The sequence below is a fragment of the Bacillus pumilus genome (genome assembly GCF_900186955.1).
GTDB lineage: Bacteria > Bacillota > Bacilli > Bacillales > Bacillaceae > Bacillus > Bacillus pumilus.
Map to the genome: position 1 here is coordinate 647,559 of NZ_LT906438.1, position 25,828 is coordinate 673,386.

A 25,828-nucleotide genomic window follows, 5' to 3' on the forward strand; every position below is an offset into this window, starting at 1 on the left:
GTTTCAAAAGCGAACAGCGCTTACCATGGCCCGGTTTGTGTTGCTTCCTAACAATGCAATGCAAATCGGGTCTTTTTGTTCGGCGTTTGACAAGCTACTTAGGTTTGGGAAGCGTGTCAAACGATACAAAATCGAATATCAGCTTAAAGGTGGGGACAAAATGAAGCCGCTTGTAGGTGTCATCATGGGAAGTACATCTGATTGGGAAACAATGAAAAATGCGTGCGATATCTTAGAGGAATTAGACATTTCGTATGAAAAACAGGTAGTATCCGCACACCGGACACCTGACTTGATGTTTGAATATGCGACAGAAGCAAGAGGTAAAGGACTAAAAGTCATCATTGCCGGTGCTGGAGGCGCAGCACATTTACCGGGGATGGTCGCAGCGAAAACGACACTGCCGGTCATTGGTGTGCCCGTACAATCAAAAGCACTAAATGGACTGGATTCCTTATTATCCATCGTTCAAATGCCAGGCGGTGTACCAGTTGCGACAGTGGCGATTGGCAAAGCTGGTGCAACAAATGCAGGCCTTCTAGCCGCACAAATGATTTCAGCATTTGATGAAACAATCGCTGCTCGCCTTGAAGAAAGAAGAGAGCAAACAAAACAGACTGTACTAGAAAGCAGTGATCAGCTTGGCTAAGCAGACCATTTTTCCAAACGCAACCATCGGTATTATCGGCGGAGGACAGCTTGGCAGATATATGGCCGTCAGCGCAAAGCAAATGGGATACCGGGCAGCTGTCTTAGACCCAGTCGCACAATCTCCTTGTGGACAGGTTGCTGATACAGAAATTACAGCTGCATATAGTGACCTGGATGGAATCAGACAGCTCGCAGAAATCAGCGATGTCGTGACATATGAATTTGAAAATATTGATTATGATGCACTTAATCAATTGAAGGAAGAAGCCAATTTACCGCAAGGAAGTGAACTTCTTCTTTTAACTCAAAATCGTGAAACGGAGAAAAAAGGGATTGTAGATGCAGGCTGTGAAGTCGCGCCTTATCGCATCATTCATGATGAAAAAGAGCTGGAAGACGCAGTAACCGTACTTGGTTTGCCAGCCGTTCTGAAAACATGCAGAGGCGGCTACGATGGAAAAGGGCAGTATGTGATCAAGGAAATAGGACAGCTTCATGAAGCAGCTGCATTGCTTACACATGGGACATGTATTTTAGAAAGCTGGGTCCCATTTCAAATGGAGCTCTCGGTCATCGTCACTCGTTCTATTCATGGGGAGATTGCGGTATTCCCTGTCGCTGAGAACATTCATAAGCACAACATTTTGTTCCAAAGCATCGTGCCTGCAAGGGTAGATAAAAGCATTCAGGAGAAGGCAAAAGTGTTGGCAACGACACTGGCTGAAAAGCTGGGGCTAGTGGGTACACTTGCTGTAGAACTGTTCCTGACAAACGAAGGAGAGCTGCTCGTCAATGAACTGGCGCCTCGCCCGCATAATTCTGGTCATTATACGCTCGATTTATGTGAGACGAGTCAGTTTGAACAGCATATTCGCGCGATATGTGGTTTGCCGCTTGGCGGTACAGCCCTTTTATCAGAGGGCATGATGGTGAACTTATTAGGCGATGAAGTAGACATCCCAAAAGAGCATCCTGAGCTTCTCAAAGAAGCGAAGCTTTATCTATATGGAAAGCATGAAGTGAAAACCGGCCGCAAAATGGGGCATATGACTTTTATGAAACAGCTTGATAATGAATGGATGACAAACATCACAAAGATATGGACTGAAAGAGATGGAGGAAACGGGAAATGATCGAACGTTACGCACGACCAGAAATGTCAGCAATCTGGACAGAGGAAAACAAATTTAATGCATGGCTTGAAGTAGAAATTCTCGCTTGTGAAGCTTGGGCAGAGCTTGGTGTTATTCCAAAAGAAGACGTTGTGACCATGCGTAAGAATGCAAGCTTTGATATTGATCGTATTCTAGAGATTGAACAAGACACGCGCCATGACGTGGTTGCCTTTACGCGTGCTGTATCTGAATCTCTAGGAGAAGAAAGAAAGTGGGTTCATTACGGGTTAACCTCTACAGACGTAGTGGATACGGCACTTTCATATCTATTAAAGCAGGCGAACGATATCTTGCTCAAGGACATTGAGAGATTTGTTGACATCCTAAAAGAAAAAGCAAAAGAGCACAAATATACCGTCATGATGGGCCGTACACACGGTGTACACGCTGAACCGACAACATTTGGCTTGAAGCTTGGTCTTTGGTACGAAGAAATGAAGCGTAACCTAGAACGTTTTAAACAAGCAAAAGCTGGCATCGAATACGGTAAAATTTCTGGAGCTGTTGGCACATATGCGAACATCGACCCGTTTGTTGAGCAATATGTATGTGAGAAGCTTGGCATCAAAGCTGCACCAATCTCCACCCAAACCTTGCAGCGTGATCGTCATGCAGATTACATGGCAACTCTTGCACTCGTCGCAACAAGCATTGAGAAATTTGCTGTTGAAATTCGTGGACTTCAAAAGAGTGAAACACGTGAAGTAGAAGAGTTCTTTGCAAAAGGACAAAAAGGATCATCAGCAATGCCGCATAAACGCAACCCAATCGGCTCTGAAAATATGACGGGAATTGCCCGCGTCATCCGTGGATATATGCTGACAGCTTATGAGAATGTACCACTTTGGCATGAGCGTGATATTTCTCATTCGTCTGCTGAGCGCATCATTTTACCAGACGCAACGATTGCACTGAACTATATGCTAAACCGTTTCTCAAACATTGTGAAAAACTTGACGGTCTTCCCTGAGAACATGAAACGCAACATGGACCGCACACTTGGCTTGATTTACTCACAGCGCGTTCTTCTTGCATTAATCGATACAGGCATGGCACGTGAAGAGGCATATGATACGGTTCAGCCGAAGGCAATGGAAGCGTGGGAAAAGCAAGTCCATTTCCGTTCATTAGTAGAAGCGGAAGAAAAAATCACATCACGCTTAACACCTGAACAAATCGCTGACTGCTTCGATTACAACTATCACTTGAAAAATGTCGATATGATTTTCGAACGTCTAGGTCTTGCGTAAGAAAAGGGCCACCTGCTTGTCAGGTGCCCAATCCTGAAAATTGCCAACATTCAAATTAGGAGGCCAACCTGAATGATTGTGAAACAAGAACTTCTCTACGAAGGCAAAGCGAAAAAAATCTATCAGACCGATGACGAGCAAATTTTATATGTCGAATATAAAGACTCAGCGACAGCATTTAACGGCGAAAAGAAAGCTGAAATCGAAGGCAAGGGCAGACTGAATAACGAAATTTCAAGCTTAATCTTTCAAATGCTACATGAGAAAGGGATCAACAATCACTTTGTGAAACGACTTTCTGAAACAGAACAGCTCATTCAAAAGGTGCAGATTGTGCCGCTTGAAGTCGTTGTACGAAATGTGGTGGCAGGCAGTATGTCAAAGCGCCTTGGCATTCCAGAGGGAACAAAACTGGATACACCATTGATCGAGTTTTACTACAAAGATGATGCACTCGGCGATCCGCTCATTACAGAAGATCATATTCGCATTTTAGATGCAGCGACACCAGAGCAGGTCGAGGAAATGAAGCAGATCACAAGACAAGTAAATGAAGAGTTAAAGCAAATCTTCTCAGACTGCCATGTGAATTTAATTGATTTCAAGCTTGAATTCGGAATAGATCACGAGAATCGTATTTTGCTAGCTGATGAGATTTCACCTGATACGTGCAGGCTTTGGGACAAAGATACAAACGAAAAGCTTGATAAAGACGTGTTCAGACGAAACCTGGGCGGCTTAACAAATGCATACGAAGAAATTTTCAAAAGACTTGGAGGCCATAAACATGTATAAAGTGAAAATTTTTGTCAGCTTAAAAGAGAGCGTTCTTGATCCACAAGGAAGTGCCGTGCAGCACGCCTTGCACAGCATGTCTTATCAGGAAGTAAAGGATGTCCGTATCGGGAAATACATGGAGCTTGTCATTGAAAAATCAGATCGTGATTTAGACACAGTCGTCAAAGAAATGTGTGAAAAATTACTGGCCAACACGGTGATTGAAGATTACCGCTATGAGGTGGAGGAGGTTGTCGCACAGTGAAGTTTGCAGTGATCGTCTTGCCTGGCTCTAACTGTGATATCGATATGTACCATGCGATTCAAGATGAGTTAGGTGAACAAGTTGAATATGTATGGCACGACGAAACAAATCTTGACCGATTTGACGGTGTACTCATACCAGGCGGTTTCTCTTATGGGGATTACTTAAGATGCGGTGCGATTGCTCGCTTTTCAAACATCATGCCGGCGGTGAAAAAAGCAGCTGCGGATGGAAAACCTGTTCTCGGTGTTTGTAACGGGTTTCAAATTCTTCAGGAGCTTGGTATTCTTCCAGGTGCGATGAGACGAAATAAAGACTTAAAATTTATCTGTCGTCCAGTTGAACTCATTGTAGAGAACAACGAAACGCAATTTACAAGCGGCTATCAAAAAGGCGAATCCATTTCGGTTCCTGTAGCGCACGGTGAAGGCAACTTCTACTGTGATGAAGACACTTTAGCGAAGCTGATTGAAAATAACCAAATCGCTTTCACTTACGGAGACGATATTAACGGCAGTGTCAATCGAATTGCAGGTATAACGAATGAAGAGGGCAATGTACTCGGCATGATGCCGCACCCTGAGCGCGCGGTTGATACATTACTAGGCAGCGCAGACGGACTTAAATTGTTTCAATCTATCGTGAAAAATTGGAGGGACACTCATGTCACTACTGCTTGAACCAAGTCACAAGCAAATTAAAGAAGAGAAATTGTATCAGCAAATGGGATTGAGTGATGAAGAATTCGCTTTAATCGAATCCATTATTGGCAGGCTGCCAAACTACACAGAAATAGGCATTTTTTCTGTCATGTGGTCAGAGCATTGCAGTTATAAAAACTCAAAGCCTGTTTTAAGCAAATTCCCGACAAAAGGAGAGCATGTTCTTCAAGGTCCTGGGGAAGGCGCTGGAATCGTTGATATTGGAGACAACCAAGCGGTTGTATTTAAAATCGAATCACATAACCATCCATCTGCGATTGAACCGTATCAAGGAGCAGCTACTGGTGTCGGCGGAATTATCCGTGATGTATTCTCCATGGGTGCGCGTCCAATTGCTGTACTAAACTCTCTTCGTTTTGGTGAACTGACTTCACCGCGCGTGAAGTACTTGTTTGAAGAAGTAGTGGCAGGGATCGCAGGCTATGGAAACTGTATCGGAATTCCTACAGTCGGCGGAGAAGTTCATTTTGATCAAAGCTATGAAGGCAATCCGCTCGTGAATGCGATGTGTGTTGGATTAATCAACCATGAAGACATCAAAAAAGGGCAGGCAAAAGGTGTTGGCAACACGGTGATGTACGTTGGTGCTAAAACGGGACGTGACGGTATTCACGGTGCAACATTTGCGTCTGAAGAATTTTCTGATGAATCAGAAGAAAAACGTTCAGCGGTTCAAGTCGGTGATCCATTCATGGAAAAACTGCTGCTTGAAGCATGCCTTGAAGTCATCAAAAACGATGCGCTCGTTGGGATTCAAGATATGGGAGCGGCTGGTTTAACAAGCTCAAGTGCGGAAATGGCGAGTAAAGCAGGTTCTGGTATTGAGATGAATCTAGACCTCATTCCGCAGCGTGAAACAGGCATGTCCGCATACGAAATGATGCTGTCTGAATCGCAAGAGAGAATGCTTCTGGTCATTGAAAAAGGCCGTGAGCAAGAAATCATTGATATTTTCGAAAAATACGATCTTGAAGCAGTATCAGTCGGTCATGTGACAGACGATAAAATGCTTCGTTTACTCCATCAAGGCGAAATGGTTTGTGAGCTTCCTGTTGATGCACTAGCGGAGGAAGCACCGGTTTATCACAAGCCGTCAAGTGAGCCTGCATACTATCGTGAGTTTTTAGAAACAAAAGTGGAAGCTCCAGCGATCAAAGATGCAGCAGAGACATTAAAGCAGCTCCTTCAGCAGCCAACGATTGCAAGTAAAGAATGGGTCTATGATCAGTATGACTACATGGTTCGGACAAATACCGTCGTTGCACCGGGCTCTGATGCGGGTGTACTAAGAATCCGTGGAACGAAAAAAGCTCTAGCGATGACAACAGATTGTAACGCACGTTATCTCTACCTTGATCCAGAGGTCGGTGGGAAAATCGCCGTCGCAGAAGCAGCACGTAACATTGTCTGCTCAGGCGCTCGTCCACTTGCAGTGACAGATAACCTGAACTTCGGTAACCCGGAGAAACCAGAAATTTTCTGGCAAATTGAAAAGTCTGCTGACGGGATTAGCGAAGCATGCCGCACGCTAAGCACACCAGTTATCGGTGGGAACGTCTCTTTATATAACGAATCAAATGGAACAGCGATTTACCCAACACCAGTCATTGGGATGGTTGGTTTGGTCGAAGATACTGCTCATATTACGACTCAATCGTTCCAGCAGGCTGGCGATGTCATTTTCGTCATTGGTGAGACGAAGGAAGAATTTGCAGGCAGTGAGCTTCAAAAGATGACAGAAGGTCGTATTTACGGAAAAACACCGGAAATTGATTTGAACGTAGAGCTTTCGCGTCAAGAAGCCCTGCTAGCCGCGATTCAAAACGGTCTCGTTCAATCAGCACACGATGTGTCTGAAGGCGGACTTGGTGTAGCACTTGCTGAAAGTACATTTGGAACTGACGGGCTTGGTGCAGATATCCAAATCGATTTAAACAGCGAAGCTTCATTATTCAGTGAAACACAGTCACGTTTTGTCGTCACAGTCAAACTGGAGCACCGCGAAGCGTTTGCTGCGGCTGTCAAAGATGCGAAAGAAGTCGGAACGGTTACAAATGATGGTGTGTTTACTGTCAAAAATCAAGAAGGACAACAATGGATTCATGCAGCGGTCAACGAGCTTGAACGTGCATGGAAAGGAGCGATCCCATGCTTGCTGAAATCAGAGGCTTAAATGAAGAGTGTGGTGTCTTTGGGGTTTGGGGACACGAAGAAGCCCCGCAAATCACATATTACGGATTGCATAGCCTTCAGCACCGAGGACAAGAAGGTGCGGGAATCATTGCAACAGATGGTGAGAACCTCACATCACACAAAGGCCTTGGACTGATTACGGAAGTCTTTCAAAACGGTGAGCTAAAGGATTTGAAAGGAAAAGGTGCGATCGGACACGTTCGATATGCGACAGCAGGCGGAGGCGGCTTTGAAAATGTGCAGCCCCTCTTCTTCCGTTCGCAAAACAATGGCAGTCTTGCCCTTGCTCATAATGGAAACTTAGTGAATGCAACGCAGTTAAAGCAGCAGCTAGAGAACCAAGGGAGCATTTTCCAGACCTCTTCTGATACCGAAGTGCTGGCACATTTAATTAAGCGCAGCGGGCATATGGAATTGAAGGAACAGATCAAAAATGCGCTGTCCATGCTTAAGGGAGCCTATGCTTTCTTAATCATGACGGAAACAGAAATGATCGTGGCGCTTGATCCAAATGGCTTACGCCCGCTTTCACTTGGTATGCTTGGGGATGCTTATGTTGTCGCTTCTGAAACATGTGCATTTGATGTTGTCGGTGCCACGTATTTACGTGATGTGGAGCCTGGCGAAATGCTGATCATTAATGATGAAGGCTTAAAATCTGAGCGCTTCTCGATGAATATTAACCGCAGCATGTGCAGCATGGAATACATTTATTTCTCAAGACCTGACAGCAATATCAACGGCATCAATGTGCATAGTGCGAGAAAGAGTCTTGGCAAAAAGCTTGCTGAGGAAGCGCATGTCGAAGCAGATGTTGTGACAGGTGTACCAGATTCCAGTATTTCTGCAGCGATTGGATATGCCGAAGCAACAGGTATTCCGTATGAGCTCGGTTTGATTAAAAACCGTTATGTTGGCCGGACGTTTATCCAGCCGTCTCAAGCATTGCGTGAGCAGGGCGTACGGATGAAGCTGTCTGCTGTACGCGGAGTTGTCGAAGGAAAGCGTGTTGTGATGGTGGATGATTCCATCGTACGCGGGACAACGAGCCGCAGAATTGTCACGATGCTAAGAGAAGCGGGTGCGACGGAAGTCCATGTACGCATTAGTTCACCGCCAATCGCACACCCATGTTTTTATGGAATTGATACATCCACACACGAAGAGCTGATTGCTTCTTCTCATTCAGTGGAAGAAATTAGACAGGAAATCGGTGCGGACACCATTGCATTTTTATCTGTAGACGGTTTAATGGACGGGATTGGCAGGAAGTATGATGATCCGCAGCGCGGTCAGTGTTTAGCATGCTTTACTGGGAAATACCCGACTGAAATATATGAAGATACGGTTCTTCCGCATGTGAAGGAAACGGTCTTGACGAAATAATCGAATAAAGGAGCAGCAGTCAAGATGAGTTGATATGCTGCTCTTTCATTCTGCCGAAAATACATGGAAAGCAGCAGCTAAAAGGAGTGAATGGGATGTCAGAAGCATATAAAAACGCCGGTGTCGACATCGAAGCAGGGTACGAAGCCGTCAAACGAATGAAAACACACGTAGAACGTACAAAACGAGCAGGTGTCATGGGCGCTCTAGGTGGATTTGGCGGTATGTTTGATCTATCTGAGCTGCCATACAAAAAGCCCGTTCTTGTTTCAGGAACAGATGGTGTCGGAACGAAATTAAAGCTTGCCTTTTTAATGGATAAACACGATACGATCGGCGTCGATGCCGTGGCCATGTGTGTCAACGATGTGCTTGCACAAGGGGCAGAACCGCTCTTTTTCTTAGATTACTTAGCCGTTGGAAAAGCAGATCCGGTAAAAATTGAATCCATTGTCAAAGGTGTGGCTGACGGATGTGAGCAGTCTGGTTCAGCACTTGTCGGCGGTGAGACAGCCGAAATGCCAGGTCTTTACACAGAAGAAGAATATGATATTGCTGGTTTTTCAGTAGGTGTAGTTGAAAAGGATGAAATCGTAACGGGAGAGGGCATCAAGGAAGGGCATTTGCTTATTGGACTCAGCTCAAGCGGAATTCATAGCAATGGATACTCTCTCGTTCGTAAAGTCTTGCTGGAAGACGCTGGTCTTGACCTGCATCAAACGTATGAACCTTTTACAAGACCGCTCGGAGAAGAGCTTCTTGAACCGACAAAAATTTATGTGAAGCCCGTACTCAAACAAGTGAAAGCCGGCAAGGTTGACGGCATGGCACATGTGACAGGCGGCGGTTTTATTGAGAATTTACCACGTATGCTGCCTGAAGGTCTTGGTGTTGAGGTAGATAACGGCTCATGGCCAGTTCCCCCTATTTTCTCCTTTATTCAAGAAAAGGGTCAGTTGAAGGCAGAAGAGATGTTCAACGTGTTTAATATGGGCATTGGCTTTGTCCTAGCTGTCAAAGAGGACGATCTTGTGGATGTGATTAGCGGACTTGAACAGGATGGAGAGAAAGCATTTCTCATCGGACGTGTTCAAAAAGGAGAAGGTGTCACATTCGGCGGTGGAAGCCTCTCATGAAGAAGTTTGCGATCTTCGCCTCTGGAAGCGGGACGAACTTTCAAGCCATTATAGATACGTTAAAAGAAGAAAAGTGGCAGGCAGAGGCCGCCATTGTGATTTGTGATAAACCGAGTGCAAAGGTGCTGGAGCGTGCTGAGAAAGAGGGCATTCCCTCCTTTGCTTTTACCCCGAAGGCTTTTCCGAATAAAGCCGCTTTTGAACAAACAATCATCGAACAACTGAGGCTTCATGAAGTAGAATGGGTTTTCCTTGCGGGGTATATGAGACTAATCGGCCCGACATTACTTGAAGCATACAAAGGGAAAATCGTGAATATCCACCCATCCTTGCTGCCAGCTTTCCCTGGTCTTGATGCCATCGGACAGGCGCATCAAGCAGGCGTCAAAGTGGCAGGCATCACCGTCCATTTTGTTGATGAAGGGATGGATACAGGTCCGATTATTGACCAAGCCGCGATCTATATTGAACAAGGCGAAGAGCTTGAATCAATTGAAAAAAGAATGCATGAACTAGAACACACACTATATCCAAAAGTGATCAAATCACTTTTAGAATTATCTTAATGAGGTGACGAAGGCATGACGATCAAACGCGCATTAATCAGTGTTTCTGATAAAACGAATCTTGTACCTTTTGTGAAAGAATTAACAGAACTTGGTGTTGAAGTCATTTCAACTGGAGGTACTCATAAGCTTCTTCAAGAGAATGGCATTGATGTCATTGGGATTTCTGAAGTCACTGGATTCCCTGAAATCATGGACGGACGACTCAAAACGCTTCACCCGAACATTCATGGTGGATTATTGGCTGTGAGAGAAAACGATGAGCATATGGCACAGATTGAAAAGCATGGCATTCAGCCGATTGATCTTGTTGTCGTGAATCTCTATCCATTCAAAGAGACGATCTCAAAAGACGATGTAACGTATGAAGAAGCAATTGAAAACATTGATATTGGCGGACCGGGAATGCTTCGTGCGGCATCGAAAAACCACCAAGACGTCACAGTGATTGTCGATCCTCGTGATTATGATACAGTCGTTCAGCAAATCAAAGAAGGCGGCGTGTCACTTGAGAAAAAACGTGAGCTTGCGGCGAAGGTATTCCGTCATACAGCTGCTTACGATGCCCTCATTGCAGATTATTTAACGAACTTTGTTGGCGAAACAGAGCCAGAGCAGTTCACCGTCACGTTTGAGAAAAAACAATCCCTTCGCTATGGAGAAAACCCGCACCAAGCGGCGACTTTCTATGAAAATGCTCTTCCAAGCAAAGGCTCTTTAGCTACTGCAACGCAATTACACGGAAAAGAGCTTTCCTACAACAACATCAAAGATGCAGATGCAGCTCTTCAAATCGTGCGTGAATTTACGGAGCCAGCGGCTGTGGCTGTAAAACATATGAACCCATGCGGCGTTGGTACTGGAGAAACGATTGCAGAAGCCTTTGACCGTGCATTCAAAGCAGATGAAACGTCTATTTTTGGCGGCATTGTGGCGCTTAACCGTGAAGTAGACAAGCAAACGGCCGAGGTGCTCCATACGATTTTCTTAGAAATCGTCATCGCTCCATCGTTTAGCCAAGAAGCGCTTGACGTGTTAACAGCGAAAAAGAACCTTCGTCTATTAACATTAGATGTAGAAGCAGATCTTGAGAAAAAAGAAAAGCAGCTGACAAGTGTTCATGGCGGACTGCTCGTGCAGGATATTGATACGTATGGCTTAGAGGAAGCAACGATCTCTATTCCAACGAAAAGAGAACCTACAGAAGACGAATGGAAAGACTTAAAGCTTGCTTGGAAAGTCGTCAAGCATGTGAAATCAAATGCCATTGTCCTTGCAAAAGATCAAATGACAGCAGGGATCGGCGCTGGTCAGATGAACCGCGTGGGCTCAGCAAATATTGCGATTGAGCAAGCAGGTGAAAAAGCGAAAGGAAGCGCACTAGGCTCTGATGCATTCTTCCCGATGGGCGATACAGTGGAAGCTGCTGCAAAGGCAGGCGTCACAGCGATCATCCAGCCAGGTGGTTCCATTCGTGATGAAGAATCAATCCAAAAAGCAGATGAATACGGCATCGCCATGGTCTTCACTGGCGTTAGACATTTCAAACATTAAGGGGATGACAGTGTGAACGTATTAATTATCGGCAGAGGCGGAAGAGAGCATACCATCGCATGGAAAGTGAACCAAAGTGAACTTGTCAGCCAAGTATTTGTCGCACCCGGCAATGATGGAATGACAGATGCTGCGAAGCTTGTACCGATCGACGAAGGTGATCATGAGGCATTAATTCGTTTTGCAAAAGACAATGAAATCGGCTTAACGATTGTCGGTCCAGAGGTTCCTTTAATTGCAGGTGTCGTCGATGCATTTGAAGAGGCAGGTCTAAAGGTATTTGGACCAAATGCAAAAGCCGCAGTCATTGAAGGCTCAAAGGAATTTGCAAAAGACTTAATGAAAAATTATGAGATCCTGACCGCCGCTTATGCCACTTTTACATCGTTTGAAGAAGCGAAGGCATATGTGGAAGAAAAGGGTGCGCCGATTGTCATTAAAGCAGATGGTCTCGCAGCAGGAAAAGGCGTGACAGTTGCGATGACACTTGAAGAGGCGATCGACTGTCTGCACGACTTTTTAGAGGATGAAAAGTTTGGCGATGCAAGTGCATCGGTCGTCATCGAGGAATTTTTAACAGGCGAGGAATTTTCACTGATGGCCTTTGTCAATGGAGAAAAGGTGTACCCAATGGTGATCGCGCAAGATCACAAACGGGCATTTGAAGATGACAAAGGACCGAATACCGGCGGAATGGGCGCTTATTCACCAGTTCCGCAAATTTCAGATGAAGTTGTCCAAAAAGCGGTGGAAGATGTCGTCAAACCGGCTGCTCGTGCCATGGTGCAGGAGGAGCGTCCGTTTACAGGCATTTTATATGCAGGCTTAATGCTAACACCAGAAGGCTCAAAGGTCATTGAATTCAATGCACGCTTTGGCGATCCCGAAACGCAGGTTGTTCTCCCTCGTCTTGAATCAGATCTAGTCCAAGTATTCCTCGATATTCTAGATGGAAAAGATGTGGACTTACAGTGGAAAGACACTGCGGCTGTCAGTGTGGTTCTTGCTTCAGAAGGATACCCGGAGGACTACGCAAAAGGCACACCGATCGGTGCTTTGCAAACAACTGTTTCTGATGTCGTGACCTTCCACGCAGGAACAAAAAAAGAAAACGATCAATTCGTCACAAATGGCGGCCGTGTAGCAAATGTGACGGCATTTGACGAGACATTTGAAGCGGCAAGATCAAGAGTGTATGAAGCGGTTGAAGAAATTATTCAGCCAGGTCTATTTTATCGCCGTGACATTGGAGCCCGTGCGCTGAAGGCTGCGGGGAAATCCGTTTAATCAAAACACCTTTCTATCTGATGAGATGGAAAGGTGTTTTTTGTTCATGAGAAGGGATGCCGATTGAAAATGAAGAAGTAGTATGGGATCACGAAAAGATATAGGGAGGAAACATGGAAATCAAAGCATTTATTATCTTTGCAATCGTCATGCTCATTTTATTTTTAGTCACTTCAAATCACATCATGCGGGTAGCAATCAAGCAAAACAAAGTCAAAAAAGGTTCAGCCCTTCGTTATATGGTCATTTCCATTTTTTCTGGCATTGTCATTGTTTCGTTTTCTATTTGGACATTCTTTATTAACTGATTCATTAGAGAGGAATGAGTGTATGGTGCAATTGAAGAAACTTGCAAACGAGCGTTTTTCTGCCTTGATCTGTATTGATTCATTTAATGAGCGAATTCGTTTGGACGACTATAGTGGCAGGGTGCGGGATGTCATTCAGTCCGTTCTTCAGGAAGCGGCGGCCTGTAAGGCTTCTAAGGTCATTGTGAAAGTAAGACGTGAGCATGTGCCGCTTTTTTTAGAGAAAGGCTTTCGGCTTGAAGGCGTGTTTTCTCATTATTTTCTTGGAAGTGATGCGTACGGCATGTCTCTATTTCTCACTGAGGGGCGGATGAACAGTCCATATTGGCTGAAGGAAGATGAAATAGTTGCGTCTATACAAGAAAAGCCGATTAAAAAAGACCAAGGCACGTGGCAGGATGAGTATGTGATGAGGAAAGCCGATCTGAAGGATGTGCACAAGCTGGCAAAGCTCTATGATACGGTCTTTGAAACGTATCCTACGCCAATGAACGAGCCAGATTATATTCAAAAGGTAATGGAGGAAGGGACGGTCTTTTATGCTGTTGAACACAACGGACACATTGTGAGTGCAGCATCCGCTGAGATCAATGCGCCGTATGGTCATGCGGAATTAACAGATTGTGCGACCCTTCCTTCATATAGAAAACTAGGATTCATGCATCATTTAATTCTAGCACTTGAAAAAGAACTCCAGTCGATGCATATCTATGTCTTTTATTCACTTGCCCGTGCACTGTCCTATGGAATGAATCAAGTGTTTTATCAGCTTGGTTATACATATACCGGGCGCTTCCAAAACAACTGCTATATTTTTGACAAAATTGAAGATATGAATTTATGGGTCAAAACGCCAAATGAATCATGAAATGGTTCTCATCTGATCAAGCAAACCAGAAAGGCGGTACGCCATGATACTGAGCTGCAGCTTCATCCGATCATCTGTTGATTTGAGGCTGCAGCCTGTTCTCGTTTCAATTTGTTTCAGCCGGTAGCTTAAGGTATGTCTGTGAATAAACAATTCTCCCGCAGATTTTTGAATATTTTCATTGTGTGCCAAATACACTTCGAGTGTATGGATCAGGTCAGCCCCTTGTTTTTTCGTATAAAGCAAAGGGCTTAACAGCTCCACGTAAAAATCATGCAAATTCATACCCGCTTCATTCATTTCAAGAAGCATCCCATATAAGCCGAGCTTTTGATAATGAATGATGCTTTCGTCTGTTTTTAAAAGCGGAAGAAGCCTTGCTGCATACTGCGCTTCCTTCGCGCTTTTAGAAAAGAGACTGATCTGGTCATAGGCTCTCCCAATACCAATGACAATCGGATGGACGGGGAAAAAATAAGACCAAGTGCTCCGGCACTCCTCTGCTGCGCGATACCATTCCGCTTCTTGAAACGCTTTTTTTCCTGCGGGTGTCAGGATAAAAATGGAATCAAGCCTTGCCTTTAGTAAAAAGGGAATATGTCTGCGTTCAAAGATCGACGTGAGTAATTGAGAGAGGCGCTGCATCATTTGGTGATCGAGCTGTGTGTGCTGATGCTGAAATTGAAAGTAGATCACCACCTGCTCCTCGCTCATATCATATTGCAGCTTTGTTGCTTGTTCGACCACGTAGCTTTCTTCTGTATATTGCTGCTGCAAAATATCATCTAACAAATGTCCCTGCATTTGGTTTTCTGTATCTTGAATGGCTTTTTGCTTTAGCCATTCAATCGCATACACTGCCCCAGCATGCTCGATCGCAATCGCGTCGAGATGATGCCACGTATCCTTTTTCTTTAAAGACACAATAAACCCGAAAATATCACCCATCGCAATCACCGGACATGCGGCGAGGACAAATGCTCCGCACGTGTCATAGACGAGCCGCCCTTTTTCCTCTGCCTGCTTGAGAAGGGGCATGGTTTCAATTGGTTCATGATCTGTCAGAAAGCCAAAAGCAGGAGAGTACGTCACTTCATCTTTGATGAGGTGAGCCGCTGTTTGATGTAAAAAGACATCAAGAACGACAATGTTCGCTGCAGTGAGATGTGCCAGTTCCTCTGTAATTTGCGTCACATTTTTATTCCTTACATTTAATTGGGTCAGTCTTTGATGAATCGCGGATGAATATTTAAGCTGATGAAGCTGGCTACTCACGATTTGTTCTAACACGGCTTTTGTAATATCTGAGAAATTGATGTGTGGCGGAATCTCGATGAGCGGAATGCCGCTATTTTTCGCCGCTTGAATGAGTGATGTTGGAATGTCGCTTAAGTACACACCTTTATAAATGGCGATAGCTGATAGCCTTTGAGATTGAATCAATTCCTCAAGCCGGGCGCGTCTTTCTTGATTGTCTGCGAGCCCAAATCCGGTTGTGACGAGTAATTCCCCTTCGGAAAGCCTCGACGTGTCCTCGATGATTTCCACGATGGTCACCCACTGAATGAGGCGATCCAGTCCATTTTCTCCAGCAAGCAGCTTTGTTCCCTTCATGATATCGAGCGAGAGTGCATCTTTGACGAGAATCGCCATAGACTCATGACCTCCTTTTGAACACTCTTATACACGATGTATAAAAAATGCGTCTGAAATTCGGGCATGTGGCGAATGGAGGATGACTGCCCTCTTGATTAAGCTAATCTTATAACAAGTATACAAAATTTTCTTGCGATTCATGAAAAAGAAAGAGGCAGCTGCTGACGAGAGAGGGAGGAATGGCAAAGTGGAAACCCGGGATTACTTAATCAAACCAATGTTGAATCAGCATTATCCTGTGGCTGTGAAAGGAGAGGGAATTTATTTATATGATCGGGACGGAAAAAAATATATAGACGGCTCATCGGGGGCCGTCACGGCAAGTATTGGACATGGCATACGTGAAATCATTGATGCCATGACCGAGCAAGCGGAAAAAGTGAGCTTTACGTACAGATCACAATTCACAAATGAACCAGCAGAAGAACTTGCCTATGAATTGAGTACGCTTTGTCCAGGTAACCTGAACTGGTCTTTTTTTGTCGGAAGCGGATCAGAGGCAACAGAAACGGCTATGAAAATTGCTATTCAGCATTGGCAGGAGCAGGGAAAGGCGGAGAAGAATCACATTATTTCTCGATGGATGAGTTATCACGGCATCACCCTCGGTGCGCTGTCGATGTCCGGACATATTGCAAGGAGAGAGCGCTTTGAACCATTGCTCGAAAAGAACCCAGTGCTGTCTCCGCCATATAGCTATCGTTCATGGCTGCCGAAGGAAGAGGGCAAGCAGGTTGAATGGTATGTCCAGGAATTTAAAACCGTCATTCAGCGTATAGGAAAAGAGAGGATAGCCGCTTTTATTGCAGAGCCGATTGTCGGAGCATCGGGAGCGGCTCTAGTACCGCCAGACGGATATTTTGAAGCAATGAAGCGTGTCTGTGAGGAAAACGATATTTTAATGATTGCAGACGAAGTCATGACAGGCTTTGGACGAACTGGGAAAATGTTTGCGATGGAGCATTGGGGCGTCGTACCAGATATTATGGTTCTCGGCAAAGGGATGAGTGCTGGCTATTCACCGATTGCGGCAGCCGTCTCAGCGGATCATGTCATCGCGCCAATTCTGAGTGGTTCCGGATCTGTGATGGCAGGTCATACCTATAGCGGCAACCCGCTTTCAGTAGCCGTCTCACTGGCTGTCATTCGATATATGAAAAAACATCAGCTTCCTGACCGAGCGGATCTGTCTGGCCGCTATTTAATGAATGCTTTAAAGGATGTGCAAACAAACCATTTCATCATAGGAGATGTGAGAGGAAAGGGACTACTCATCGGCATTGAGTTTGTCGCAGACCGTTTATCGAAAACACCATTTCCTGCCCATGCTCAAATGACGCATTTAGTCGTTGAGACAGCGAAGCAAAATGGCTTGCTCGTATACCCAGCAAGCGCCGGCGAGGATGGATTGGGAGGTGCAGCGGTCATGATTGCACCGCCGCTTTCTATCACGCAGCAGGAGATGGATGAACTTATTCAATTATTTGAGCAGACCATCACGCAGGTCGAACAAGAAGTCATCAACCGAGGGTTTTTCCCATCTGCGATGTAGGGAGGAAAGATGATGAACAAAACAGTGAATGTAGATGAAGTGATCACGCATTTTAGGGACGGCATGACCATCATGTTTGGCGGGTTTGGCGGCGTAGGGTCGCCGCCATCATTGATCGACGCCATTCTAGAAGCGAATATTAAAGATCTGACATTGATCGGAAACGATGCAGGCTTCCCGCAAATAGGTGTTGGCCGGCTGATCACAGAAGGAAGAGTCAAGAAGATCATTGCTTCTCATATTGGCTCAAATCCAATAGCCGGACAGAAAATGCAATCAGGTACACTAGATGTTCATTTTTACCCGCAGGGCATTCTAGCAGAAAAAATACGAGCTGGCGGGATGGGCTTGGCAGGCATTGTAACAGATGTCGGCATGGATAGCCTCAATCTCGATGAGAAGCAGCTCGTGCCGCTAAACGGAAAGACATATATCCTTGAGCCTGCGCTGACAGCGGATATTGCCATTGTGAATGCCTTCAAAGCAGATGAAGCAGGAAATCTGATATTTGATAAAAGTGCACGGAATACAAACCCGATTGTGGCGATGGCAGGAGACTGGACCATTGCGGAAGTGGAAGAGATCGTGCCTGTAGGCAGTCTTCATCCAGAGGAAATCGTGACACCAGGCGTATTTGTGAACCAGATCGTGCAATCAAAAGGAGTGAACTGGACATGGGCATGGGAGACATCGATTTAAGACACCGCATAGCCAAACGGGCGGCGCAGGAAATTGAAGATGGCATGATCGTCAATCTTGGGATCGGCATCCCAACCCTTGCGGCTGATTACATTCCAGCGCATTACAACGTATGGCTTCATGCAGAAAACGGCATTATGGGGGCAGGCGCCTCACCAGCACAAGGAGAAGAAGATCCGAATTTGTGCAATGCCGGTGGTTTTCCTATTACGTTAACAAAAGGCGGCTCATACATGGACAGCACGACCGCTTTTGGCATCATTCGAAAAGGCATGCTGGATATGACCATTTTAGGTGCACTTGAAGTAAGCAGTCAGGGTGATCTTGCGAATTGGATTGTGCCAGGCAAACGAGTACCCGGGATGGGCGGAGCGATTGAGCTTGCGCAAAAGGCGAAAAAGGTTGTGGTGGTGATGAGCCACCTCGATAAACACGGTGAGTCAAAGGTGAAATCTGCCTGCACACTGCCCTTAACTGCTAAGTCTTGTGTGGATCTAATTATTACGGATATGGCAGTCATTGAGGTCAAATCACAGCTGCTCATTTTACGTGAAGTCATGCCGCCGTATCAGCCGGAAGATGTCATAAGGGCGACAGAGGCACCTTTAATTTTAGCGCCTGATGTCAAATCTGTTGTGTAGAAAGGATGAATGACTTGCAGCCAATCACACGTATCAGAAGCTGGATGAGAGAGCACCAAGATGAAGCGATTGCGCTTCTTCAGCAAATGGTGCAATGTGAGAGCACCCAAGGGAATGAACAAGGTGTGCAGCAAATCGTAGCAAATAAGCTGTCTGCCATTGGTTTTGATGTAGATGTATGGGACATTGGCGGAGAAGACTTGCTAGAACACCCGTATTTCTATTCCCCGAGACGTTCCTTTAAAGGAAGTCCCAATGTCGCCGGACGATTGAAGGGAAAAGGGGGCGGCAAATCCATTTTATTAAATGGGCACGTCGATGTTGTGCCAGCAGGAGATGCGAAACAATGGACATATCCGCCCTACAGCGGGCATATCATAAACGGGAGACTTTATGGACGCGGGGCAACAGATATGAAAGGCGGAAATGTTTCTTTACTCTTTGCACTAGAGGCACTGCATGCGCTTCAGATTCCGCTGAAAGGGGATGTCGTGTTTCATAGTGTCGTCGAAGAAGAGAGCGGCGGCGCCGGTACTCTTGCAGCCATACTGAGAGGGTATACAGCAGATGCGGCGATCATTCCAGAACCAAGTCATATGAAAATCTTTCCGATTCAGCAGGGATCTAAGTGGTTCAGACTGCATATTAAAGGAAGGGCAGCTCATGGCGGAACAAGATATCATGGCGTTTCCGCTATTGAAAAGAGTACGATCGTTCTTTCGCATGTAGCGGCACTTGAAGAAGAACGAAATCAACGCATCACCGAACCATTATTTCAGCATATCCCCATTCCAATCCCCATCAACATAGGGAAAATTCAAGGTGGTGATTGGCCGTCCTCTGTAGCAGATCTAGTCACAATGGAGGGAAGACTTGGTGTGATGCCAGGTGAGACGGTTGAGCAGGCAGAGAAGGAACTAGAAAATTGGATGATGAGACTTGGGGAAGAGGATGAATGGTTCAAAGAGCATCCTGTTGAAGTCGAATGGTTTGGTGCTAGATGGCTTCCAGGCTCAATCGATACGGATCATCCACTTTTAGGTCTATTGAAGGAACAATATGAAGCGGTCAAGAAGGAGCCCCCAAAGATCGAAGCTGCTCCTTGGGGAACAGACGGCGGATTACTGTCACAGGCGGCAGGTATCCCGATCATCGTCTTCGGACCTGGAACAACAGAGCTTGCCCATTTTCCGAATGAATCTATCGACATTGAGCATGTCATTGAAGCCGCAGAAATTATCGCAGGTACGATGGTGGAATGGTGTGAAGCAGCGGAGTGATATAAAAACGATCACAAAAAAGAAGGCTGTTCACTCAGCCTTCTCTTTATGTGTGTCTTGCTGCTCACACATATACGTCACTGGACAAAAACGAAGAATGCCAGATGCCAGTTTCATTCCGCCGAACATGATGCTGAAAAGCAGCATTTTACTCCATGGTTTTCTAGCATATAAAGAACCAGCCACAGTACATATTGTCATTCCACAGGCAATTCGAATGAGCGCTTCCATTAAGCCGAGATTAGGTTTCATTGAAGGTAAATCTCCTTTTTTAAATATTTTAAGTGTGATTTCAAGAAATTGTAACGTTTCATTAATGCGTAACGTGGTTCGTTATGTTACGATAGGGCTAATACAAATGAAGGAGAGTATGTGAATGTCCGAACGTACTTTTAATTGGAGAAACAATGACATCCGCACACAAATCGATGTAGTCGACTCAAAAATAGTTCCAACACTCCTTTTAACGAATGGACTCGTGCTAAACCCGTTTTTAAAACAATGGGTGAAGGCAAATATTTGGATACATGATGATCGAATTGTTTATGTCGGAGCAGAGCTTCCTCAAAATAAATCAGCTAAACGTGTGATTGATTGTGAAGGGAAATACATTGTGCCTGGGTATATAGAGCCTCACGCGCACCCGTTCCATATTTATAATCCCCAATCACTTGCAGAATATGTGTCTCAATTTGGCACAACAACGATGGTTAGTGATAACTTATTTCTTCTTTTGCAGAGCAATGAAAAGAAAGCGCTTTCCACTCTGTGTGAATTAAAACAGCAGCCATTTCAGTATTTCTGGTGGTCTAGATACGATCTTCAAACTGAAGTCAGATATGAAGATGAAATGCTTCCTATCAACTACCGGAAGGAATGGATTGATCATCCTGATGTCCTTCAAGGCGGCGAATTAACAAGCTGGCCAAGATTGATGGACGGTGATGATCTCATTTTATATTGCATGCAAGAAACGAAGAAGCAGCGGAAACGAATTGAAGGGCATTTCCCCGGAGCTTCTGAGAAAACGCTAACAAAAATGAAGCTGTTTGGCGCGGACAGCGATCATGAAGCGATGAATGCAGACGATGTGCTAAAGCGCTTGTCCCTTGGCTACCATGTCTCACTTCGTCATTCTTCCATCCGCCCAGATTTAGTGAACATTTTAAGAGAGCTGCACGAGCGTGATTTTAGACACTATGATCACTTCTTCTATACAACAGATGGAGCAGCGCCTCATTTTTATGAGGAGGGTATGATTAATCGTTTGATTTCAATTGCCCTTGAAGAAGGCGTGCCTATCATCGATGCATACAATATGGCGACCTTTAACATTGCGAAATACTATCAAATTGATGACTTATTAGGTGTTGTCGGTCCAGGACGTCTGGCTTCTTTGAATGTGTTAGATGATCCAATGAATCCAAATCCTGAAACGGTGATATCTAAAGGGGTTATCCTCAAATTAGATGGAGAGAACCAGCATCAATTTCAAGAAACAAAATGGGAAAATGGCGGGCTTGTTCCATTAGATCTAGGCTATGATCTGACGACGAGTGATTTGCAATTTTCCATGCCACTAGGTGTCAAAATGAGAAATGCTGTCATCATGGAGCCTTATACAGTGGAGATTGATAACTCTGTGAACCAGCTGTCATGTGATCATGATCAAAGTTTCTTTAGCCTGATTGACCGAAAAGGCGAGTGGCGTGTGAATACGATGCTCAAAGGCTTTGCAAACAAAGTGCAAGGGTTTGTCAGTTCATTTTCGCTCACGGGTGACATTTTAGTGATCGGGAAAAATAAAGAGGATATGATGCTGGCACATAAGCGAATGAAAGAAATCGGCGGGGGAATCGTCCTCACAGAGAACGGGAAAATTTTGCACGAAATCCCGCTGCAATTATCAGGCTGTGCCTCTGCTGAACCGTTTGAGACAGTTCTTCAGCAAATACAAACCTTGCGTGAGCTACTCATTGAGCGAGGCTATCCATTTGATTGCCCAATTGATACACTTGTCTTTTTCCAAAGTACCCATTTGCCGTATATTCGAGTGACACCAAGAGGAATATTTGATGTCATGAAAAAAACTGTACTCTTTCCGTCTATAATGCGTTAAAATATAACAGAGTGGAGCTGTATCATCTTTGCCACATTTCTGACAACTGTTATAGGGCAGACGTGAGCAATGGATCTCTTCACTGCCATGTAAGTGAAAATACTTATGTGGAGTTGTTGAAGCAGAGGGCTTTGACATGACGAGTGAAATGGCCTGATTGAAAAATGAATTTGTCGGTTACGCTGGCCGACCAACATATTTTGAATAATTGAGCGAGGCGGGGCGCATGTTTGTGGTCTCGCCGAGCTTTCCGCACAACTGTATTTTTAGGGCAGACCTAATCAAGCAGAAGTGATCTTGATATCGGAAGCAAACAAGTTTGTCAGATTGTCGAACAAGGAAAATGACAGAACTTGTCGATTTTGTATACGATAAAGAAGCTTCGGCTTACGAAAGAACTGACGGCATTTCCAGCGTATAACCAAACCTGTCATGATTCGTTCAAAGCTCATTGCTGAGGTTGAAAAAAATAGTCAGAAAAGATACCGCTTTCTCCGCAGAATGTCGTGCGAAGCGGTGCCAATAGTAAAGGAGAAGATGTATAAAGATGCAAATTGATAAATTAAGGGGCAAAAGCTTAGATCAGTTATTCAACTCCATCTTATCCCTTAAAGACCTGGAAGAATGCTATCGATTCTTTGATGATTTGTGTACCATCAATGAAATCCAATCTTTATCACAGCGTCTTGAAGTAGCACGTATGCTTCGCGAGGGGAACACGTATCATAAAATTGAGACGGAAACAGGTGCGAGCACTGCAACCATCTCACGTGTCAAACGCTGCTTGAACTACGGAAATGATGCCTACACAATGGCACTTGACCGCGTAGCAGAACAGCAGGCAAATGACGAAACAAAATAAAGCAGACTTCACTGTAAACAATCCTATTCAACAAGAATGGCGTTGTTTACAGTTTTTTTATGAAGAGCGCTGAAAAGACAAGCAAGGACTGGCTTGAAAGAAGCAACAAACGGGTCATTTAACCGAATAACTTTATCAGAAGGTTGTGGAGAAGAAAAAATGAGATTCAATGCTTTGATACCAGAGTTATCTGTAACAGCCATCGAAAAGTCTAAATGGTTCTATATAGAATTGCTTGGTTTTAAATTGGAATATGAGCGTGAAGACGATAAATTTATATTTGTTTCGTTGGAAGAGGAAACACAAATGATGTTAGAAGAAATCAATGGCCATTGGGACACTGGGGAGTTAAAACACCCATTTGGACGGGGAATCAATTTTCAAATAGACATTAAAGACGTACAGCCTGTCATTGACCGTTTAAGAAAGCAAAACATTCCACTATTCAGAGAGCCAACTGTTAGCAAATATAAAAGTAATGATACTACGTTTATACAAAAGGAATTTCTTGTTCAAGATCCTGATGGATATTTACTTAGGTTCTCGCAAGAAATGGCAGGTTAACATGAAAGTCTCTTCCAGAATAGGGCGCGATTGTTGAATAAGTAAAATTAAGAGTGGCTGCGGCTACTCTTTTTTATTTTGAGATACATGAGTACAGATACAAAAAATTGACTATTGCCGAAAAGGACAACGGTTATTTTAAAATTTGTGTTACTGCCATTCCCTTTGAATGTTTCTCGCATCGGAAAGAGGCAGCCAACTCTGATCATCATCATGTCTATTGAAAAAGTCTTTAACATAGGAATCTCCTTTAAACACAATGATTTGTGAACCCTATCATTCAGTGGCATCTACTACAACCACGACACGATATACTTCTCCATCAAGTGGCTTCAAATCAATGAGATGTTCAGCTCTATTTATCAGTGTCTGGATGGACAATTGCTTGATTTTTTGAGGTGTTTTGTTTGAACAAATAAAATCATAAGCAACTGGTAGAGGAAGATGCCAATACCCTTGTTCAATATCTGCCGGGAACTCTCGTGTACTTTCCTCAATTCTTGTAACTATCTCATTCGTCTTCCGTTTCATCCCGCGAACCTTTTTCTCACGCATCCTCCATCTCTCCACTTCCTGGTCATTTGTCTAAGTTCTTTATACGTGATTGAGCCAAAATGTCAATTGAAAAAAAGGTGCAAAAACGCACCTTTCTCAAACTAGACGGATGGCTGTGTCCCTGTAAAAATAGGCACTTCACTTGTCTGACCATTTTCTTGTCTATAGACAATATGTTTCTCATTAAAATGAATGGGAGATTCAATACCAGCGGCTGCGGATAAGTTAAACAAGCCTTCTCTTAGAGAAAGGATATAATTGCAGACTCGGTATTTCTTTTCTTCAATTGATAAACCTTTTTGCAGTTTTGGATCAGTTGTGGCGACCCCGACTGGGCATTTATTCGTGTGGCACACTTGGGCGCGAATGCATCCGACTGAAAACATGAGTCCCCGTGCGATATTGACAAAGTCAGCACCCATGGAAAGGGCAATTGCAATTTTATCTGGTGAGAGAAGTTTGCCAGAGGCAAAGAGTTTGACCTGATCTCTGACACCGTATTCCTTCAATATTTGATGAACCATTGGGAGTGCCGTGAAAATCGGCAGCCCTGCGGAATCTGCCAATTCATGAAAAGATGCGCCAGTGCCGCCTTCTCCGCCATCCACTGTTATGAAATCAGGATGCTTTCCGCTTTTTTTCATGTACGCTGCAAGTTCTTCAATGTTTTCTTTATGTCCGACCACAAGCTTGATGCCGACAGGCTTTCCGCCTATACTTCGCAGCTGTTCAATGAAATCAAACATATCCGGAATGGAGTGGAACATCTCAAATCGGTTTGGGCTGTCAATGGATTGATGGGGCGGCAATTTACGGATGTTCGCAATTTCTTCGGTGACCTTTTCGCCGTCAATATGTCCTCCGCGTGTTTTTGCTCCTTGAGCCAGCTTCAGCTCAAAGGCTTTGATTTCCTCATGCTCGCTTTTTTTCTTAAATTCTTCAAAGGAAAAAGCGCCATCTTCTGTTCTCACGCCGAATAGACCGGGTCCAATCTGGCATATGATATCGGCTCCGCCTTTGAGGTGATAGGGAGAAAGCCCGCCTTCACCTGTGTTCATCCACGTACCGCCAGCCATTTTTAATCCCGAGGATAGTGCTGTAATGGCCCTGTCGCCTAAAGAGCCGTAGCTCATGGCAGACTGCCCAATCAGGCCTTTTACACGGAATGGCTTTTGACATGTGTGCTCGCCAATCACTTGTATATCGTCTTGATGGAGATAGTAAGGTTTTGCTTCGACCTCTTTGGTATGTTCACTTCTTCGTAGTAAATTGTCTTGATCAATCTGATACACTTTTGTTTGGATTTTTTCAGATTGATCGATGCGTAACTCATCTCGCTGCTTTGGAAATAGGACGTTGCGAATGTAGTAACCAGGCTTGTCAAAATCACGTTTTGATCCAAAGCCCATCGTCCGGCTTTTGTACTTCCCAGACATGACAGCTTGCTCGTATTCTCTTCTTGAGAAAGGAAGCTCCTCACGATCATTCAGAAACAGATATTGACGAAGCTCAGGTCCTATTTTTTCAAAAATAAACCGCAGCTTTCCAATGACCGGATAATTTCGCAGGACAGAATGCTCTTCCTGTTTTTCATCTCTCATCCAAATCCAGATGAATAAAATGATTGGTATGATGAAACAAATCACTAATAGTGCGCCAACAATGACAATGAAAGTTGTTGTCACGAAGATCCCCTCTTTTCTCTATCATTGTTGTTGTTATTCCACTTTTCATTGAAAGAGAAACCACTTCAACATATTGT

General features: G+C 44.5%; 24 protein-coding genes and 1 pseudogene. 21 read left to right on the forward strand and 4 right to left on the reverse strand.

The genetic code is table 11. The features are described 5' to 3' along the window. The first annotated feature begins 160 nt into the window (after positions 1-160). From purE to ablB, 14 genes are all read left to right on the forward strand, one after another. Entirely contained in the window at positions 161-649 is a 489-nt protein-coding gene (gene purE, locus CKW02_RS03260) for a 5-(carboxyamino)imidazole ribonucleotide mutase (protein ID WP_003214022.1), read from the forward strand. Further along, positions 642-1,784 (forward strand): 5-(carboxyamino)imidazole ribonucleotide synthase, encoded by a 1,143-nt coding sequence (gene purK / locus CKW02_RS03265; protein ID WP_003214172.1) that lies wholly within the window; start codon positions 642-644, stop codon positions 1,782-1,784. The genes purE and purK overlap by 8 nt, the downstream gene beginning before the upstream one ends. Beyond that, entirely contained in the window at positions 1,781-3,076 is a 1,296-nt protein-coding gene (gene purB / locus CKW02_RS03270) for an adenylosuccinate lyase (RefSeq protein WP_003213884.1), read from the forward strand. The genes purK and purB overlap by 4 nt, the downstream gene beginning before the upstream one ends. A 72-nt stretch (positions 3,077-3,148) precedes the next feature. Then, a complete protein-coding gene (gene purC, locus CKW02_RS03275; RefSeq protein ID WP_095117757.1) occupies positions 3,149-3,871 on the forward strand; it encodes a phosphoribosylaminoimidazolesuccinocarboxamide synthase in 723 nt (240 codons plus the stop codon). Beyond that, on the forward strand, positions 3,864-4,118 hold the full coding sequence (purS, locus tag CKW02_RS03280) for a phosphoribosylformylglycinamidine synthase subunit PurS (RefSeq protein WP_003214349.1): 255 nt from the start codon (positions 3,864-3,866) through the stop codon (positions 4,116-4,118). Before purC ends, purS begins: the two co-directional genes overlap by 8 nt. Next, positions 4,115-4,798, forward strand: a complete 684-nt coding sequence (gene purQ, locus CKW02_RS03285) for a phosphoribosylformylglycinamidine synthase subunit PurQ (protein WP_003214213.1) — start codon at positions 4,115-4,117, stop codon at positions 4,796-4,798. The genes purS and purQ overlap by 4 nt, the downstream gene beginning before the upstream one ends. After that, complete coding sequence (gene purL / locus CKW02_RS03290; protein ID WP_095117760.1) at positions 4,782-7,013, forward strand: phosphoribosylformylglycinamidine synthase subunit PurL; 2,232 nt, start codon at positions 4,782-4,784, stop codon at positions 7,011-7,013. The genes purQ and purL overlap by 17 nt, the downstream gene beginning before the upstream one ends. Continuing rightward, the gene (gene purF / locus CKW02_RS03295) at positions 6,989-8,419 is read left to right on the forward strand and encodes an amidophosphoribosyltransferase (RefSeq protein WP_003213939.1); all 1,431 of its coding nucleotides are present in this window, start codon (positions 6,989-6,991) and stop codon (positions 8,417-8,419) included. Before purL ends, purF begins: the two co-directional genes overlap by 25 nt. Before the next feature lie 95 nt (positions 8,420-8,514). Further along, positions 8,515-9,555 carry a phosphoribosylformylglycinamidine cyclo-ligase gene (purM, locus tag CKW02_RS03300; RefSeq protein WP_034620207.1) on the forward strand — a complete coding sequence of 347 codons (1,041 nt, stop codon included), beginning with the start codon at positions 8,515-8,517 and terminating at the stop codon, positions 9,553-9,555. Further along, the gene (gene purN / locus CKW02_RS03305) at positions 9,552-10,121 is read left to right on the forward strand and encodes a phosphoribosylglycinamide formyltransferase (protein WP_003214278.1); all 570 of its coding nucleotides are present in this window, start codon (positions 9,552-9,554) and stop codon (positions 10,119-10,121) included. Before purM ends, purN begins: the two co-directional genes overlap by 4 nt. Positions 10,122-10,136: 15 nt before the next feature. Continuing rightward, the gene (gene purH, locus CKW02_RS03310; protein WP_003214148.1) at positions 10,137-11,675 is read left to right on the forward strand and encodes a bifunctional phosphoribosylaminoimidazolecarboxamide formyltransferase/IMP cyclohydrolase; all 1,539 of its coding nucleotides are present in this window, start codon (positions 10,137-10,139) and stop codon (positions 11,673-11,675) included. Between the two features lie 12 nt (positions 11,676-11,687). Further along, entirely contained in the window at positions 11,688-12,962 is a 1,275-nt protein-coding gene (gene purD, locus CKW02_RS03315; protein WP_003213839.1) for a phosphoribosylamine--glycine ligase, read from the forward strand. Positions 12,963-13,075: 113 nt separating this feature from the next. After that, positions 13,076-13,270: a hypothetical protein gene (locus tag CKW02_RS03320; RefSeq protein WP_003214038.1), complete on the forward strand. Its 195-nt coding sequence runs from the start codon at positions 13,076-13,078 to the stop codon at positions 13,268-13,270. Between the two features lie 22 nt (positions 13,271-13,292). Next, positions 13,293-14,138 carry a putative beta-lysine N-acetyltransferase gene (gene ablB / locus CKW02_RS03325; RefSeq protein WP_003214347.1) on the forward strand — a complete coding sequence of 282 codons (846 nt, stop codon included), beginning with the start codon at positions 13,293-13,295 and terminating at the stop codon, positions 14,136-14,138. Here the strand turns inward: ablB and CKW02_RS03330 are convergent. Further along, positions 14,133-15,791 carry a PucR family transcriptional regulator gene (locus CKW02_RS03330; RefSeq protein WP_003213838.1) on the reverse strand — a complete coding sequence of 553 codons (1,659 nt, stop codon included), beginning with the start codon at positions 15,789-15,791 and terminating at the stop codon, positions 14,133-14,135. The two genes, ablB and CKW02_RS03330, sit on opposite strands and share 6 nt — an antisense overlap. 190 nt (positions 15,792-15,981) lie before the next feature. On the opposite strand from CKW02_RS03330, the gene CKW02_RS03335 reads away from it, so the two are divergent. The 4 genes from CKW02_RS03335 to CKW02_RS03350 are packed head-to-tail and all read left to right on the forward strand — an operon-like array spanning position 15,982 to position 19,966. Beyond that, complete coding sequence (locus tag CKW02_RS03335; protein WP_095117762.1) at positions 15,982-17,346, forward strand: aspartate aminotransferase family protein; 1,365 nt, start codon at positions 15,982-15,984, stop codon at positions 17,344-17,346. Between the two features lie 12 nt (positions 17,347-17,358). Continuing rightward, positions 17,359-18,045 (forward strand): CoA transferase subunit A, encoded by a 687-nt coding sequence (locus CKW02_RS03340; protein WP_034620204.1) that lies wholly within the window; start codon positions 17,359-17,361, stop codon positions 18,043-18,045. Further along, the gene (locus CKW02_RS03345; RefSeq protein WP_003213973.1) at positions 18,021-18,686 is read left to right on the forward strand and encodes a 3-oxoacid CoA-transferase subunit B; all 666 of its coding nucleotides are present in this window, start codon (positions 18,021-18,023) and stop codon (positions 18,684-18,686) included. Before CKW02_RS03340 ends, CKW02_RS03345 begins: the two co-directional genes overlap by 25 nt. Positions 18,687-18,700: 14 nt before the next feature. Further along, on the forward strand, positions 18,701-19,966 hold the full coding sequence (locus CKW02_RS03350; RefSeq protein ID WP_003214186.1) for a peptidase: 1,266 nt from the start codon (positions 18,701-18,703) through the stop codon (positions 19,964-19,966). Positions 19,967-19,996: 30 nt separating this feature from the next. Here CKW02_RS03350 and CKW02_RS03355 read toward each other — a convergent pair whose 3' ends face one another. Beyond that, complete coding sequence (locus CKW02_RS03355) at positions 19,997-20,218, reverse strand: YgaP family membrane protein (protein WP_034320223.1); 222 nt, start codon at positions 20,216-20,218, stop codon at positions 19,997-19,999. Between the two features lie 124 nt (positions 20,219-20,342). Between CKW02_RS03355 and CKW02_RS03360 the strand changes: the two genes are divergently transcribed. The 3 genes from CKW02_RS03360 to CKW02_RS03370 all read left to right on the forward strand — a co-directional run bounded on the left by CKW02_RS03360 (position 20,343) and on the right by CKW02_RS03370 (position 23,511). Then, positions 20,343-22,085, forward strand: coding sequence for an adenine deaminase C-terminal domain-containing protein (locus CKW02_RS03360; protein WP_003214450.1), 1,743 nt, complete (start codon positions 20,343-20,345; stop codon positions 22,083-22,085). A gap of 547 nt (positions 22,086-22,632) precedes the next feature. Next, the gene (locus CKW02_RS03365) at positions 22,633-22,947 is read left to right on the forward strand and encodes a YerC/YecD family TrpR-related protein (protein ID WP_003214053.1); all 315 of its coding nucleotides are present in this window, start codon (positions 22,633-22,635) and stop codon (positions 22,945-22,947) included. A gap of 93 nt (positions 22,948-23,040) precedes the next feature. After that, positions 23,041-23,511, forward strand: a complete 471-nt coding sequence (locus CKW02_RS03370; protein WP_308218264.1) for a bleomycin resistance protein — start codon at positions 23,041-23,043, stop codon at positions 23,509-23,511. A gap of 150 nt (positions 23,512-23,661) precedes the next feature. Here the strand turns inward: CKW02_RS03370 and CKW02_RS03375 are convergent. Both CKW02_RS03375 and CKW02_RS03380 read right to left on the reverse strand, forming a co-directional pair. Further along, a pseudogene (locus tag CKW02_RS03375) lies at positions 23,662-24,066 on the reverse strand (DUF3916 domain-containing protein). A gap of 101 nt (positions 24,067-24,167) precedes the next feature. Next, positions 24,168-25,751: an FMN-binding glutamate synthase family protein gene (locus tag CKW02_RS03380; protein WP_003213850.1), complete on the reverse strand. Its 1,584-nt coding sequence runs from the start codon at positions 25,749-25,751 to the stop codon at positions 24,168-24,170. Positions 25,752-25,828: the final 77 nt, after the last annotated feature.

What these genes read in the sequence shown, in the direction of transcription:
- purM (WP_034620207.1), top strand. Translation starts at nt 8,515, where the DNA reads ATGTCAGAAGCATATAAAAACGCCGGTGTCGACATCGAAGCAGGGTAC.
- ablB (WP_003214347.1), top strand. Translation starts at nt 13,293, where the DNA reads ATGGTGCAATTGAAGAAACTTGCAAACGAGCGTTTTTCTGCCTTGATC.
- CKW02_RS03320 (WP_003214038.1), top strand. Translation starts at nt 13,076, where the DNA reads ATGGAAATCAAAGCATTTATTATCTTTGCAATCGTCATGCTCATTTTA.
- purB (WP_003213884.1), top strand. Translation starts at nt 1,781, where the DNA reads ATGATCGAACGTTACGCACGACCAGAAATGTCAGCAATCTGGACAGAG.
- CKW02_RS03360 (WP_003214450.1), top strand. Translation starts at nt 20,343, where the DNA reads ATGTCCGAACGTACTTTTAATTGGAGAAACAATGACATCCGCACACAA.
- CKW02_RS03340 (WP_034620204.1), top strand. Translation starts at nt 17,359, where the DNA reads ATGAACAAAACAGTGAATGTAGATGAAGTGATCACGCATTTTAGGGAC.
- CKW02_RS03365 (WP_003214053.1), top strand. Translation starts at nt 22,633, where the DNA reads ATGCAAATTGATAAATTAAGGGGCAAAAGCTTAGATCAGTTATTCAAC.
- purH (WP_003214148.1), top strand. Translation starts at nt 10,137, where the DNA reads ATGACGATCAAACGCGCATTAATCAGTGTTTCTGATAAAACGAATCTT.
- CKW02_RS03355 (WP_034320223.1), bottom strand. Translation starts at nt 20,218, where the DNA reads ATGAAACCTAATCTCGGCTTAATGGAAGCGCTCATTCGAATTGCCTGT.
- CKW02_RS03345 (WP_003213973.1), top strand. Translation starts at nt 18,021, where the DNA reads ATGGGCATGGGAGACATCGATTTAAGACACCGCATAGCCAAACGGGCG.
- purN (WP_003214278.1), top strand. Translation starts at nt 9,552, where the DNA reads ATGAAGAAGTTTGCGATCTTCGCCTCTGGAAGCGGGACGAACTTTCAA.
- purS (WP_003214349.1), top strand. Translation starts at nt 3,864, where the DNA reads ATGTATAAAGTGAAAATTTTTGTCAGCTTAAAAGAGAGCGTTCTTGAT.
- CKW02_RS03330 (WP_003213838.1), bottom strand. Translation starts at nt 15,791, where the DNA reads ATGGCGATTCTCGTCAAAGATGCACTCTCGCTCGATATCATGAAGGGA.
- purL (WP_095117760.1), top strand. Translation starts at nt 4,782, where the DNA reads ATGTCACTACTGCTTGAACCAAGTCACAAGCAAATTAAAGAAGAGAAA.
- purF (WP_003213939.1), top strand. Translation starts at nt 6,989, where the DNA reads ATGCTTGCTGAAATCAGAGGCTTAAATGAAGAGTGTGGTGTCTTTGGG.
- purC (WP_095117757.1), top strand. Translation starts at nt 3,149, where the DNA reads ATGATTGTGAAACAAGAACTTCTCTACGAAGGCAAAGCGAAAAAAATC.
- purE (WP_003214022.1), top strand. Translation starts at nt 161, where the DNA reads ATGAAGCCGCTTGTAGGTGTCATCATGGGAAGTACATCTGATTGGGAA.